Source organism: Streptomyces sp. NPDC024687, assembly GCF_055559055.1.
The window spans coordinates 414,695-428,054 of sequence record NZ_JBVHLJ010000003.1 but is presented as its reverse complement, the minus strand read 5'-3'; the positions used below and the strand labels follow the sequence as shown (position 1 = coordinate 428,054).

Genomic DNA, 13,360 nt, shown 5'->3' with positions numbered 1-13,360 from the left:
CGGGTTACTTGACCGCGACCTGCGAGATGTCCAGTACACCGGTCCAGTCGCTGATGACGACGTTCTTGATGTCCTTGCCGTACAGACGCTTGTAGACCGGGTGGAACAGCGGCACGGTCAGTGCCTGCTCGCCGATCTTCTTGTCCAGTGCGCCCCATCGCTTGGCGGCAGCGTCAAGATCGGTCAACTTGTTGATCGCGTCAATCTCGTCATTGACCGACTTGTCGTTGAGCAGGCCCGTGTTGAAGTTCGCGCCGTCCCTGACGATCTGCCGGCCGTCGAAGATCGGGGCGAGGAAGGGGCCGCCGGAGGGCCAGTCGGCACCCCAATGGGCGAGGAAGAAGCCGGGCTCGGTCTTCACGCTGTGGATCGTGTCCGAGTAGTCGTTCTCCTCCAGGCCCTGGAGCTTGACCGTGATACCGGCCTTCTTGAGCGCGTCCTGGATCGCGGTCGCGATCTCGGGGCTGGTCTCGAAGTCCTTGGCGTTGGAGTGCGTCAGCGTGACCGTGAGCCCGTTCGGGTGACCGGCCTCCTTCAGCAGCTCCTTGGCCTTCGCCGCGTTGCCCGTCCTACCTGCCGGGAAGAGGTCGTACGGCTCGTAGCCGAAGGACTTCTGGTTCGGCAGGTAGGTGGTCGCGGCCTCGGCGAGCGCGCTGCCGCCGGCCGCGTTGACTACGGAGGAGCGGTCGATGGCGTACGAGATGGCCTGCCGCACCTTGACGTCGTCGAACGGCTTGACCGTCGGGTTGAACGCTATGTAGTTGGTGTAGCCGAAGTGCCCGGTGCCGACGCGGGAGGCGAGCTCCTTGTCGCCGGTCACCTTGGCGAGCTCGGCCGGACCGAGGTTGGTGTCCGTGGTGACCGCCGCCGCGTCCGCGCCCTGGGACGCCGACAGCCGCTGGTTGATCACCGACGAGTCGAGACCGGACTTGACGTCGATCTTGTCGGGGTACGCCTTGCGCTCGGCGTCCGTCGAAGCGGACCAGTACGTGTTGCGCTCCAGGACGAGGTGCTCGCCGTCGTTCTCGTTGGTGACGACCTTGTACGGGCCGGAGGAGACCGGGTGCTCCTCGTACTTCGTCCCGGTGTCCTTGGCCTTCGGGACGGGCGTGAACTGCGTCTGTGTGGCCAGGTACGGGAACTCGCCCTCGGGCTTGTTCAGATGGAAGACGAGGGTGCGGTCGTCCGGCGTCTCGATCGCCGCGAGGCCCTTCTTGTCCTTGTAGGGCCCCTGGTAGTCGGCCGCGCCGACCAGCCAGTCCCGCAGGTAGGGGGCGCCACCGGAGAGTTCGGGCGCGAAGGAGCGCTCGATGCCGTACTTGATGTCGGCCGAGGTGATCGCGGTGCCGTCCTCGTACTTGAGGCCCTTCTTCAGGGTGTACGTCCACACGGTCGCGTCCTTGTTGGGGCGCCCGGTGTCGGTGGCGAGGTCGGGAACGACCTCGGCACCGGCGGCGCCGTTCTCGCGGTTGCGGGTGGTGAGAGTGCGGAAGACGAGGGAGGGCACGTTGCCGCCGCCGGAGGTGTAGAGGCGGGCCGGGTCGAAGTCCTCCTGCGAGTTGGAGTTCAGGACCGTCAGGGTGCCGCCCTTGTGGGGCGTGGAGTCGCCACCGGAGCTCTTGGCATCGTTGTCCTCAGGACCGCAGGCGGCGGCGCCCGCTGCCAGAACCAGGCTTACGGACACCGCGGCCGCACGGCGCCTTGTGAGGGACGGTTGACGCATCGGAGACGACCTCTCGAATGATGAGTCTCGAAGGGCGAGACGAATTGACGAAGAGTGAGACGAACGTGGACGGACGTCTGCCCCGGCGTCGGGTCGTCGAAAAGGTCGTGACTCGGGTCACGGAGAAATACGGGATTCGCGACGCACGCGCCTGAGGGCGGGCGTCAACGACAGAGAATGTCGGCCACGCAGAGCGCGGTCACACCGATGAGCGCCAGCTCGATGGCGGCGCTGCTCTCGACGGCATGACTAGACCACATGGGCAGCAATATGTATGACCAATCAACACATGTCAATGTGACATGAGCGCTATCGGTCAACTGCCGGGGTAAGCCCAGGCGTTGGGCCGGCAGTGGATCCCGTCGTGATCGAGGAACTTGGTCTGCTGCTGCATGACCGGCGCGAGTTCGCCGTCCTTGTCGCACGTCACATGGGAGTAGCCGAGGCGGTGACCGACTTCATGGTTGATCAACATCTGCCGGTACATATGGATCTGATCACCGTATGTGGTTGATCCCTGCGCCCATCGATACGCATTGATCATCACGCGTTCGGTGGCGGCCGAGTCGCACGAGACGTTGTCCTCCGTCGTGTCGAGCCCGGACTTGGCACACCAGTCGGCCGTGGTGCCGGGGCTGGCGAGCGTGATCACGAAGTCGGGCTTGCCGGAGTAGATGCGCTCGAAGGTCCGGGCGCCGTTGTGGGCCCAGCTGCGGTCGTCGTTGAGCGTCTTCTGCACGGCCTCGGCGAAGAGTTCGCCGTCGAGGCCGAGCCCCTGCTCCACGTCCACGCGGTAGGTGTACTTCTGTCCCTTGCCGGGCGCCTTGTCGACCCCCTGGATCGCGTCGAACTTCCCCGAGCCGTCGAGCTTGGCGCTGAGCGGGTACTTCGTGGCCATCTTCTGCTCGTACGTCAGCGGCGCCACGACGGCCGAGGACGACGGCGAGGGCTGCCCGGCCCCGCCCGTGCCGACGTCCCGGGCGTCCCGTGCCTGGTCGGTCGCGGACTGCGCGCCCGAGACCGTGCCGCGCCCGTCGGTGACCTGCCCGGCCACGACGACGGCGAGCACGGTGACGACGGCGGCGGCCGCGATACCGGTGAACGCCCGGCCCTTGCCGCCCCTGGCCGCCGGCACGCCATCGGAGTCGGTGTGGACGTCGGTGTCGTCGGGCCGGTCGGTGACGGAGTTGTACGAGTCGGAGGGATGCGTGGCGGGCACCCCGGCCCCGCCGACGGGACCGTTCACGGGGACAGGGCGGCGGGACCCGCCGAGCGCGGAGACATCAAGGCCGTCGGCGAACGCGTCGACGTAATCCTGTCGTGGCCCCGACCTCGATCCCGAAGGGCCCTGCCGCTGCCGCGGCGGAGCGCCGCCGAGCCCTGGTCCGGCGGCGTGGCTACCGCCCGGCCCCTGACCGCTCAACTCCCCCCAGGCACCCCCGGATTCACGCTGCTCGGGATGCCCACCACGGACCCGGGGCACGCCCTGCGCGGGGGTGCCGTCCGAAAGCCGCGGCAAGCCACGCGGGGGTGTCCCGTCACCCAGCCGGGGAAACCCGTGCGCGGTCGTGCCGTCGGGAAGCCGAAGGGCCCCCTGCGCAGACGCACCGTCCGGAAGCCGAGCGGGGACGGGCCCAGACGGCACTCCGCCCGGAATGCGGGGAAACCCGTGCGCCGGCGTCCCGTCGGGAACCCGAGGAGAGCCGGGCCCAGACGTCACCCCGCCCGAAACCCGCGGCAACCCACGAGCAGGCGTCCCCTCCACAACCCGAGGAACGCCACGCGCGGGCGTGCCGTCAGGAACCCGGGCAGATCCAGACCCAGACGTCACCCCGCCCGAGATCCGCGGAAACCCGTGCGCCGGCGTACCCTCCGGGAGCCTCGGGCCGCCCTGTGCGGGCACCCGGTAGCCGGCCGGGCCGCTCACCGGTAATCCTGACTCGGGCCTCCGGCCCCCCGGCAACCCCTGCCGAGCAGCCTGCGGCGCCGGAGCGGGGGCAGGCGGCGTCCGATCCCGGCCCGGTGTCTCCGCGGCGAGGCCCTTGGTGCCCCGCACCGCGTCGGCGGCTGCCTGGCCCGTACCGCTCTTGCCGGAAATGCCTTGGTTGGGCCCCTTCTTGGGGGCGGGCCCGCGCCGACTGTGGCGTCCCACGCCGCGCCTCAGCTCCCCACGCTTGTGGTGTCGTCGGCCCCGTCGCCGGAAGCCGTCGCGGCGTCCGGCCTGTCACCCGGGGCTCCCTCACCGGAAGCACCCGCGGACCTGTCACGCCGGTCAGAGCCTCCCACAGAACCGCCAGAAAAAGCCCCATCGGCCCCCTTCGCCGCTGCGGCCCCCTTCTCCACGGCGAACTCCCGGAACGCTCCCGCCACCGTCTCCGGGTACTCCATCATCGCCACGTGCCCCGCCTCCGGCAGGGTCAGCAGGCGGGAGTCACGGAAGGCACGGGCCGCCTTCTGGGCCATGCGGAAGCCGACGAGCTGGTCCCGACCGCCGTAGACGAGCAGTGTGGGCGCGAGGACGCGCTCGGCCTGGCGCCACAGCGCGTGCTGGCCGCCCAACGTGTACGCGTTCACCAGCCCGCGCGCGGAGCGCGCCATCGCGTCCCAGAAGTACGGCAGTTGCAGCCGCCGTTCCATCTCCTCCACCGCGTGCTGGAAGCCCTCCGGAGTGACCCGCCCGGGGTCGCCGTAGCACAGGGCCGTGACGCCGCGGACGCGCTGCTCGGCCGTCCAGTCCTTGCTGTACCGGGTGAACAGACCGGCCACGCCGGGCAGCGCGAGCAGCCCCGTGGGGACGGCGGTGCGCTGGACGCGGAGTTCCGGGAGGGCCGGCGAGACGAGAGTGAGGGTGCGCACCAGGTCGGGCCGCACCGCCGCGACGCGCGTGGACACCGCGCCGCCGAGGGAGTTCCCGAAGAGGTGGACCGGCCCGCGACCGGAGGCGTCGAGGAGGCGGATCACCGCGCGGGCGTGAGCGGTGAGCGAGTAGTTGCCGTCGTCCGGCGGCGGGGAGTCACCGAAGCCGGGCAGATCGACGGCCTCGCCGTCGACGTCACCCTCCAGTTGCTCCATCAGCGCCGACCAGTTCTGCGAGGAACCGCCGAGGCCATGGACGTACAGCGCGGGCGGCAGCCCCTCGCGCGCGGCCGGCCTCGAACGCACCGTCAGAGTGATCCCCGGCAGCCTCACCGACCTCAGCCGCTCGCCCTCACCGACCCTGACGGGTGCCACTTTCGGAAGGACGGTGGCGGGCGGCACGAAGGGCAGCTCGGTCGAAGACATGTGGCAATGTTACGAGACGATCACGCACTGGTTCATGTGTTCGCCATCACAGGCCACATGTGCGAATGGGCGGGGTGCCGCCATGCGCCGTACTGCACGCGCACCGCATGGCATCCAGATCGTGTGTCTCCTAGGCTCGTACGCAGGGCACCCGCATGTGGCCCCCTGTGTACATCAGGGACGTTCTAGGAAGGGAGCCCACCATGCCCTACGACCCCACCGACCCCGAGGCCTTCACCGACCCCGAGGCGATCACGGACCCCGACGCCTTCCGGGAGGACGACGCCGTCGAACTCGGCGTCGAGGCCCCCGAGGGCGACGCGGCCGAGCAGCACACCGACATCGCGCCCGACCGCGACGACCCGCTGACCGACGTCGACCCGGACCGGGCCAACGAGGCCGACCTCGCCGAACAGGCCCGGGTCGTCTCGCTCGACGAGGACGACTACCGGTGACCTCGGGATCGGTGACATCCATACGGCCCAGGGCGGCCGACAAAGCACTCATCAGGGCATTCCCGAGCAGGAACGGGGCGACCGTTGCCCACTAACTGCCCATTTGAAACCTTTGTGCGGCTTTCGTCACCGTCCGGTCCGTGAAATTCTGCGTTCGCACCGCGCACAGCAGGGTTACCGAAAAGTACGATGGCGGCGCGGCGCACACCGCATGTGGACGACATTGGGAGGCGGCGTGACAGCCATCGAGCAGACAGAGGCGGTACGCCCGCGGGGGACGCGCCTACCGCGCCGTGCCCGCCGGAACCAGCTGCTGGGCGCCGCACAGGAAGTCTTCGTGGCACAGGGCTACCACGCGGCCGCGATGGACGACATCGCCGAGCGGGCCGGCGTCAGCAAGCCGGTGCTCTACCAGCACTTCCCGGGCAAGCTCGACCTGTACCTCGCGCTGCTGGACCAGCACTGCGAGTCCCTGATCCAGGCGGTGCGCACCGCGCTCGCGTCGACGACCGACAACAAGCAGCGCGTACGGGCGACCATGGACGCCTATTTCGCGTACGTCGAGGACGACGGCGGTGCCTTCCGCCTGGTCTTCGAGTCGGACCTGACGAACGAGCCCGCGGTGCGCGAGCGCGTCGACAAGGTCACCAACGAGTGCGCCGAGGCGATCTGTGACGTGATCGCCGAGGACACCGGCCTCTCGCGCGCGGAGTCGATGCTGCTGGCGTCGGGGCTCGGCGGGCTCGCCCAGGTGGTGGCCCGGTCCTGGCTGCACAGCGACCGCAGCGTCCCGCGCGACCAGGCGGTCCAGCTGCTGACGTCGCTGGCGTGGCGGGGCATCGCCGGATTCCCGCTGCACGGCACGGAGCACCACTAGAGGCCCTGGGAACACACGCCTGGGAACACACGAAAGAACGACCCGCACGCGCGCGTGCGGGTCGTTCTTTCGTGTGCGGCGCTCGCTTGTTCCCGCGCGGTGTTCGCTGTTGGCGTTCTTGGGCGGAGCGTGTACATCCCCACACCGGGCTAATGTGTGCTGGTACGGCGCGGAAGGTCGCGCACTTCACTGACCGTCGGAGGGACATAGCCGTGGAGGTCAAGATCGGCGTGCAGCACGCGCCCCGCGAGATCGTTCTGGAGAGCGGTCAGAGCGCCGAGGAGGTCGAGCGCGCGGTGGCCGAGGCGCTGGCCGGCAAGTCTCAGCTGCTGAGCCTGGTGGACGAGCACGGCCGCAAGCTCCTCGTCCCGGCCGACCGTCTCGCGTACGTCGAGCTCGGCGAGGCGGCTCCGCGCAAGGTGGGCTTCGGCGCGCTGTAGGCAGACGCTGTAGGCAGACAGACGAAGAGGGGCCCGGCGACCGCAAGTCGCCGGGCCCCTCTTCGTGCCGTGGGCAGGATTTCTCGCGCCCCCGTATGGAGTATGAACAGCACCCGGAGGAGGATTGCATTCCGCAGGTCACGGGTATGACGGGCTACGACCGTAATGCGCAGTGTGGCCGTGTGGGAGGGACCCCATGATGTTGATCGAAGCGCTCGGCTCCGCACTGCTCGGTCTCGTACTGGCAGGGGCGGCGGCGCATCGCCTCGCCCACCGCCTGCCGACCCGATCCCTGGTCCTCGCCACGGGCACCGCGGGAGCCCTCTTCGGCGCCTTCGTGACCCACACCGCGCTGGACCCGGGCAACATCCTGCTGATCCTCCTGGGCGCGGCAGTGGTCTCGGTCGCCTCGCTGTCCCTGCTCCTGCGCCCGTCGGGAAGACTCCGCCGCTCGGCGACGGCCTGAGCGGAAAGCGCCCGTAGGGCATCGGCGGCTCCGCCACCCGGGCGCAGCCGCAGCCCCGCCCCAGCCGTAGCCCGTAGCGGTGGCCGCGAGCCGGCCAGAGCCCCTTGCCCCTTGAGCGCTGGGCCGCCAGACGGCCAGAGCCTCCTGAGCGCTACGCAGCCAGGCCGAGCGCGGCCATCCGCTTGGTGTGCGCCTCGGTGATCCGGGAGAACATCCGCCCCACCTCGGCGAGGTCGAACCCGTCCGCGACGCCCCCGACGAGCATCGTCGACAGCGCGTCCCGGTCCGCGACGACCCGCTGCGACTGCGACAGCGCCTCCCCCATCAACCGCCGTGCCCACAGGGCGAGTCGGCCGCCCACCCGCGGTTCCGCGTCGATCGCCGCCCGCACCTTCTCGACGGCGAACCCGGCGTGTCCGGTGTCGTCGAGGACGGCCAGCACCAGCTCGCGCGAGTTCGTGTCGAGCCGCGCGGCGACCTCCCGGTAGAAGTCACTGGCGATCGAGTCGCCGACGTAGGCCTTGACGAGCCCCTCCAGCCAGTCCGAGGGCGCCGTCTGCCGGTGGAAGCCGTCGAGCGCCGCGACGAACGGCTCCATCGCGAGCGTCGGCTCCTCGCCGATCTCCGTCAGCCGGTCGCGCAGCTTCTCGTAGTGGTGGAACTCGGCCGACGCCATCTTCGCCAGCTCCGCCTTGTCGGCCAGCGTCGGCGCCAGCTTCGCGTCCTCCGCGAGCCGCTCGAAGGCCGCCAGCTCGCCGTACGCGAGCGCGCCGAGCAGGTCGACGACCGCAGCTCGGTACTGCGGGTCCGCGGAGGCCTTTGCCCAGTCCTGGGCGGCGACACCGGTGTGCTCGACGGGGGGTTCGGCAGGGGTCTCGGAGGCGTTGTCGGGCTTGTCAGAGGTCGTCATGAAGCGCACAATAGCCCGCTCTCCGGACGACGGAAGGCCCTGGTCAATCAGTGTGACGACGACTACGTGACCAAATCGGCCATCACATGTGCACGATTCCGGGGTATGGTGGTAATGCGCCTGCTGGTACGACGGCACTTCGTGAGTGTGCCGTACCTCGACAGGCCGCACGTATGAGGATGCCCGGTCGGTGGCCCGATCGGCTCCGACCCGACAAGCCCTCCTCGCCCGTACGGCACAGTGCGTACGGAGTTCGGAGGGGGACCCTCAGCGGTACGAGCGCTAGAGCGTCGGCAGTGGTCCCGTGCCATTACGGCTTCGCCGTAAGGCAGCCGACGTCCCCAGCACGGTAGACGACCCCCCGCGCTCGCCTCGCACCGCACACACAGAAGAGGCAGCACCCTGACTACGACCTTCCGCGATCTCGGGATTCTGACCGAGACGGCCGAGGCCCTCGAAGCCGTCGGCATCGTCAACCCCTTCCCCATCCAGGAGATGACGCTCCCGGTAGCCCTCTCCGGCTCCGACGTCATCGGCCAGGCCAAGACCGGCACCGGCAAGACGCTGGGCTTCGGCCTCCCGCTCCTCGAGCGCGTCACCGTCCCCGCCGACGTCGAGGCCGGCCGCGCCAAGCCCGAGGACCTGACCGACGCCCCGCAGGCGCTCGTCGTCGTCCCCACGCGCGAGCTGTGCACGCAGGTCACCAACGACCTGCAGACCGCGGGCAAGGTACGCAACGTCCGCGTTCTCGCCATCTACGGCGGCCGTGCCTACGAGCCGCAGGTCGAGGCCCTCAAGAAGGGTGTCGACGTCGTCATCGGCACCCCGGGCCGCCTGCTGGACCTCGCGGGCCAGAAGAAGCTCAACCTCGGCCACATCAAGGCGCTCGTCCTCGACGAGGCGGACGAGATGCTCGACCTGGGCTTCCTGCCCGACGTCGAGAAGATCATCAACCTGCTGCCGGCCCGCCGCCAGACCATGCTGTTCTCGGCGACCATGCCGGGCGCGGTCATCAGTCTCGCGCGGCGCTACATGTCGCAGCCCACGCACATCAACGCGACCTCGCCCGACGACGCGGGCAGGACGGTCGCGAACACCAAGCAGCACGTGTACCGCGCGCACAACATGGACAAGCCCGAGATGGTCGCGCGCATACTGCAGGCCGACGGCCGGGGACTGGTCATGGTCTTCTGCCGTACCAAGCGCACCGCGGCCGACCTCGCCGACCAGCTCAAGCAGCGCGGCTTCGCGGCCGGCGCGGTCCACGGCGACCTCGGCCAGGGCGCCCGCGAGCAGGCGCTGCGCGCCTTCCGCAACGGCAAGGTGGACGTGCTCGTCTGCACCGACGTCGCCGCCCGCGGCATCGACGTCGAGGGCGTCACGCACGTCATCAACTACCAGTGCCCCGAAGAGGAGAAGACGTACCTGCACCGCATCGGCCGTACCGGCCGCGCGGGTGCCAAGGGCATCGCGATCACCCTCGTCGACTGGGACGACATCCCGCGCTGGAATCTGATCAACAAGGCGCTGGAGCTCAAGTTCAACGACCCGCCGGAGACGTACTCCACCTCCCCGCACTTCTACGAGGAGCTGAACATCCCCGCGGGCACCAAGGGTGTCCTGCCGCGGGCCGACCGCACCCGTGCGGGGCTCGACGCGGAGGAGCTCGAGGACCTGGGCGAGACGGGCGGACGCGGTGCGCGCGGCCGCGGTGACCGTGACCGTGACCGCGGTGACCGTGACCGGGGTCGCGGACGAGGGGGCCGGGACGAGTCCCGCTCCGCCGACCGTGAGCACGCGGACCGCGAGCGCGGGGACCGTACGCCGCACCGTCGCCGTCGTACCCGCAGCGGTACTCCGCTGGAGGCCGGCGCCCCCGCCGAGGCGGTCGCCCCGGAGGCGGTCGCTCCGTCGGAGACCACCGCGGTCGAGGACGCCACCACGACCCGCACCCCGCGCCGCCGTCGCCGTACCCGAGGTGCGGCGTCCGACTCGACGCCGGCCACGGCGACCACGGCAGCGGTGACGGCCGAGCCGGCCGTGTCCGAGGCCGCGGAGTCCGCCGTCACCACGGCGGAGGGTCCGTCCCTGGACACCGAGGCCCCGGCCAAGCCGCGCCGCCGCCGGACCCGCAAGTCCGCGGAGACGCCGGCCTCGGTGGAGACGGTCGTGGAGACCCCGCCGGTCACGGAGGCCGCTCCGGTCGCCGAGACCGCCGCGGTGGAGGCCCCGGCCACGAAGCCGCGCCGTACCCGCAAGACGGCTGTGGCGGCGGCTCTCGCCGAAGCCGCCGTGGACACGGCCGAGGCCACGGAGACCAAGCCGCGCCGCACTCGCAAGGCAGCCACCGCGGCTCCTGCCGCCGAAGCCGCCGTGGACACCGCGGAGGGCACGGTCACCAAGCCGCGCCGCACCCGCAAGACCACGGCCACCGCCGAGGCCGTCACGGACACGGCCGAGGCCGCCGAGGCCAAGCCGCGCCGCACCCGAAAGACCGCGACCGCGGCTACGGCGCCTGCCGAGACCGCGGTGGACACGGCCGAGGCAGCCGAGGCCAAGCCCCGCCGCACCCGCAAGGCAGCTGCCGCGGCTCCCGCCGCCGAAGCCGCCGTGGACACCGCGGAGGGCACGGTCACCAAGCCGCGCCGCACCCGCAAGGCCGCCGAGCCGGCCGTGACCGCCGAGATCCCGGCCCAGACGGTCCCGGAGACGGCCGAGGCGGCCGAGGTGACAAAGCCCCGGCGTACGCGGAAGACGGCGAGCACCGCAAAGGCGGCCGAGGCGGCCGTGGACACCGCGGAAGGCACGGTCACCAAGCCGCGCCGCACCCGCAAGGCCACAGCGGCCCCGGCAGAGACCGCGGCCGACACGGCGGAGACCGCGGAGGTCAAGCCGCGCCGCACCCGTAAGACCGCGGCCACCGCCGAGGTCGTCACGGACGCGGCCGAGGCCAAGCCCCGTCGGCGTACCACCCGCAAGGCCGCCGAGCCCGTGGTGAGCGCCGACATCCCGGCCCAGGCGGACCAGGAGCCGAAGGCTGCCGCACCGCGCCGCCGGACCCGCAAGACGGCCGCCGCGGAGCCCGCGGACAGCTGATCCCGACGCCGACGGCCCGGTCCCTTCACCAGGGGCCGGGCCGTCGGCGTTCCTGGCACCGACCGTGACAGCCGGCGCCGAACCCACAACCGTCCGCACGACATCCCGTGGCACCCCTGCCGGCACCTCTCAGCCCCCACGCCGCCGGGCCCCCACCCCCGCCCGGGATACCCTCACCCCGTGAGCACCCGAGCCGTCTTCACCCCGCCGCCCGGCGCCCGCGTCCATCCCCTGCGCACCGCTCGCGGTGAGTTCGCGGTCGTGGATTCGGCCGTGGCTCCCGGTGTCGCCGCCAAGGGCACCGCGCTGCTGCTGCCCGGGTTCACGGGCAGCAAGGAGGACTTCACGCTGCTCCACGAACCGCTCACCGCACGCGGGTACCGGGTCGTGGCCGTGGACGGGCGGGGGCAGTTCGAGTCGGACGGGCCGGAGAGAGACGAATCCGCTTACGCGCGAGTCGAGTTGGCGCGGGACGTGCTCGCCCAGACCGCCGCCCTCGACACTCCCCTGCACCTGGTCGGGCATTCCCTGGGCGGTCAGATCGCGCGGGCCGCCGTACTGCTCGACCACTCCCCCTTCCTCTCCTTCACCCTCGTCTCCTCGGGCCCCGCCCAGATCTCCGACTCCCAGCAGCAGCGGGTGAAGCTGCTGCGGGACGCGCTCGGTGTGATGACGATGGCCGAGGTGTGGGACTCGATCCTGGCCATGGGCCCGCCGGAGGATGTCGGCGGCCCCGCCAAGGGCGTCGGGGACATCCCACAGCTCCGCCGCCGCTGGCTCGGCAACAAGCCGGCCCAACTCCTGTCCACCGGGCGTCAGTTGTGCACGGAACCGGATCTGGTCGGCGAACTCGCCGCCGTCCCGCTGCCGTTCCACGTCCTGTCCGGCTCACAGGACGACACCTGGCCGGTCCCTCTCCTCGACGACATGGCCGTACGACTGCGCGCCCGCCGCACGGTGATCCCGGGAGCCGACCACTCCCCCAACGCCGACCAGCCCCTCCCCACCGCCCACGCCCTGGCCGACTTCTGGGACACCGTCGGCCACTGAGCGGTCAGTACTGCCCCTGCACGTGCTCCCAGAACCCGTCCCGCAGCGACCGCCGCAGATCGGCCTGCCCCCGCAGGGAGTACTGGAGAAGTCCCTCCGCCTCCACCAGCAGGTCCTGGTCGACCGAGCCCGGAAGATAGGGATGGCCGGGCAGGAGGTCCTGCAGTGCCGCCCGCCCCCGCTCCGCGAGCCACTTCGCGGCGATCTGCGCGCCCACGAAACGGACGGCATCACGGGTGGGGCGGGTGGCCGTCGCCTCGTAGGGGCCGGCGGCCCGCCGGGAGACGTACGGCTTGAAGAAGTCGAGGTCGAGGGTGCGCTGGCTGTCGACCTCCCACAGGAGCGGTTCCGCCTGGTTGCGGCCCTCCGGTGCCTCGATGCCCCACAGGTGGACACGGGCGCCGTAGCCCTGGGCCGCCTCCACCGCCGAGACCAGGTCCTCGTCCCCGCCCAGGAGCGCGGCGTCGCTGATCGCGCGGTGCCGGGCCAGGGACTCCAGGTCGGAGCGGATCAGCGAGTCGACGCCCTTCTGCTGGTTGTTGGCGTTGAGGTTGCCCAACCGGACCTTGACGTCCGGGAGTTCGGCGATGGACTGCTGTTCCGCGGTGTGGATACGGCGTCTCGCGCCGTCGTACCAGTAGACCCTCAGCAGTCTGCTGTCCGCGAAGATGGTCCGGGCCCGGTCGATGAGGGCCTCGATCAGACCCTCGGTGTCGACCTCGAAGGCGCGACGGTCCTCGGTGCCGGCGACGAGTCGTCCCGCGGCCGCGTAGAGATATCCCGCGTCGACGAAGATCGCATGCGTCGAGGGCGTCTTCGCCACCTCGGCGAGCATGCGCGTGAGCAGCTCGTTGGTGCGGTCGATGCGGGCGCTCAGCGGCGCCAGGTCGTCGTTCATCGCCACCATTGTCCCGGCGGTCACGCTGCGAACACAACCGGCCCCAAGGAGTCTCCGAAGACTCACTTACCGGTCAGTAGTTAGCTGTTCGAAAAATTTCTTTAGCGTAGGGAATGTTTGTAACACACACCCCGTTGACTACCTGTGTACGCAGTAATTCTCC

12 protein-coding genes are annotated in these 13,360 nt (G+C 70.7%); 6 read left to right on the top strand and 6 right to left on the bottom strand.

Annotated features, from left to right (window positions below):
• Positions 1 to 4 precede the first annotated feature (4 nt).
• From ACZ39I_RS13830 to ACZ39I_RS13815, 4 genes are all read right to left on the bottom strand, one after another.
• Entirely contained in the window at positions 5 to 1,723 is a 1,719-nt protein-coding gene (locus ACZ39I_RS13830; protein ID WP_467244676.1) for an ABC transporter substrate-binding protein, read from the bottom strand.
• A gap of 164 nt (positions 1,724 to 1,887) precedes the next feature.
• Positions 1,888 to 1,983 carry an Ms4533A family Cys-rich leader peptide gene (locus ACZ39I_RS13825; protein ID WP_467244675.1) on the bottom strand — a complete coding sequence of 32 codons (96 nt, stop codon included), beginning with the start codon at positions 1,981 to 1,983 and terminating at the stop codon, positions 1,888 to 1,890.
• A 56-nt stretch (positions 1,984 to 2,039) separates the two neighbouring features.
• Positions 2,040 to 3,875, bottom strand: a complete 1,836-nt coding sequence (locus ACZ39I_RS13820) for a DUF3152 domain-containing protein (RefSeq protein ID WP_467244674.1) — start codon at positions 3,873 to 3,875, stop codon at positions 2,040 to 2,042.
• 8 nt (positions 3,876 to 3,883) lie between these two features.
• On the bottom strand, positions 3,884 to 5,005 hold the full coding sequence (locus tag ACZ39I_RS13815; protein WP_467244673.1) for an alpha/beta fold hydrolase: 1,122 nt from the start codon (positions 5,003 to 5,005) through the stop codon (positions 3,884 to 3,886).
• A gap of 203 nt (positions 5,006 to 5,208) precedes the next feature.
• Here ACZ39I_RS13815 and ACZ39I_RS13810 point away from each other — a divergent pair, with 203 nt between their 5' ends.
• The 4 genes from ACZ39I_RS13810 to ACZ39I_RS13795 all read left to right on the top strand — a co-directional run bounded on the left by ACZ39I_RS13810 (position 5,209) and on the right by ACZ39I_RS13795 (position 7,243).
• Positions 5,209 to 5,460, top strand: a complete 252-nt coding sequence (locus ACZ39I_RS13810; protein WP_467244672.1) for a hypothetical protein — start codon at positions 5,209 to 5,211, stop codon at positions 5,458 to 5,460.
• A 235-nt stretch (positions 5,461 to 5,695) separates the two neighbouring features.
• A complete protein-coding gene (locus ACZ39I_RS13805; protein ID WP_403660099.1) occupies positions 5,696 to 6,337 on the top strand; it encodes a TetR/AcrR family transcriptional regulator in 642 nt (213 codons plus the stop codon).
• A gap of 212 nt (positions 6,338 to 6,549) precedes the next feature.
• Positions 6,550 to 6,777: a DUF3107 domain-containing protein gene (locus tag ACZ39I_RS13800; protein WP_467244671.1), complete on the top strand. Its 228-nt coding sequence runs from the start codon at positions 6,550 to 6,552 to the stop codon at positions 6,775 to 6,777.
• Positions 6,778 to 6,976: 199 nt separating this feature from the next.
• A complete protein-coding gene (locus tag ACZ39I_RS13795) occupies positions 6,977 to 7,243 on the top strand; it encodes a hypothetical protein (protein ID WP_355743851.1) in 267 nt (88 codons plus the stop codon).
• Positions 7,244 to 7,394: 151 nt separating this feature from the next.
• On the opposite strand, the gene ACZ39I_RS13790 is transcribed toward ACZ39I_RS13795, so the two are convergent.
• Positions 7,395 to 8,162, bottom strand: coding sequence for a ferritin-like fold-containing protein (locus ACZ39I_RS13790; protein WP_352390305.1), 768 nt, complete (start codon positions 8,160 to 8,162; stop codon positions 7,395 to 7,397).
• Between the two features lie 486 nt (positions 8,163 to 8,648).
• On the opposite strand from ACZ39I_RS13790, the gene ACZ39I_RS13785 reads away from it, so the two are divergent.
• Both ACZ39I_RS13785 and ACZ39I_RS13780 read left to right on the top strand, forming a co-directional pair.
• Entirely contained in the window at positions 8,649 to 11,249 is a 2,601-nt protein-coding gene (locus ACZ39I_RS13785; RefSeq protein WP_467244670.1) for a DEAD/DEAH box helicase, read from the top strand.
• Positions 11,250 to 11,429: 180 nt separating this feature from the next.
• Positions 11,430 to 12,299, top strand: coding sequence for an alpha/beta fold hydrolase (locus ACZ39I_RS13780; protein ID WP_467244669.1), 870 nt, complete (start codon positions 11,430 to 11,432; stop codon positions 12,297 to 12,299).
• A gap of 4 nt (positions 12,300 to 12,303) precedes the next feature.
• Here the strand turns inward: ACZ39I_RS13780 and ACZ39I_RS13775 are convergent, their stop codons facing one another.
• Positions 12,304 to 13,197, bottom strand: a complete 894-nt coding sequence (locus ACZ39I_RS13775; protein WP_451474898.1) for an NYN domain-containing protein — start codon at positions 13,195 to 13,197, stop codon at positions 12,304 to 12,306.
• Positions 13,198 to 13,360: the final 163 nt, after the last annotated feature.

Coding starts and splice junctions, on each gene's coding strand:
- ACZ39I_RS13830 (WP_467244676.1), bottom strand. CDS start 1,723: ATGCGTCAACCGTCCCTCACAAGGCGCCGTGCGGCCGCGGTGTCCGTA.
- ACZ39I_RS13825 (WP_467244675.1), bottom strand. CDS start 1,983: ATGTGGTCTAGTCATGCCGTCGAGAGCAGCGCCGCCATCGAGCTGGCG.
- ACZ39I_RS13815 (WP_467244673.1), bottom strand. CDS start 5,005: ATGTCTTCGACCGAGCTGCCCTTCGTGCCGCCCGCCACCGTCCTTCCG.
- ACZ39I_RS13810 (WP_467244672.1), top strand. CDS start 5,209: ATGCCCTACGACCCCACCGACCCCGAGGCCTTCACCGACCCCGAGGCG.
- ACZ39I_RS13795 (WP_355743851.1), top strand. CDS start 6,977: ATGTTGATCGAAGCGCTCGGCTCCGCACTGCTCGGTCTCGTACTGGCA.
- ACZ39I_RS13785 (WP_467244670.1), top strand. CDS start 8,649: ATGACGCTCCCGGTAGCCCTCTCCGGCTCCGACGTCATCGGCCAGGCC.
- ACZ39I_RS13775 (WP_451474898.1), bottom strand. CDS start 13,197: ATGAACGACGACCTGGCGCCGCTGAGCGCCCGCATCGACCGCACCAAC.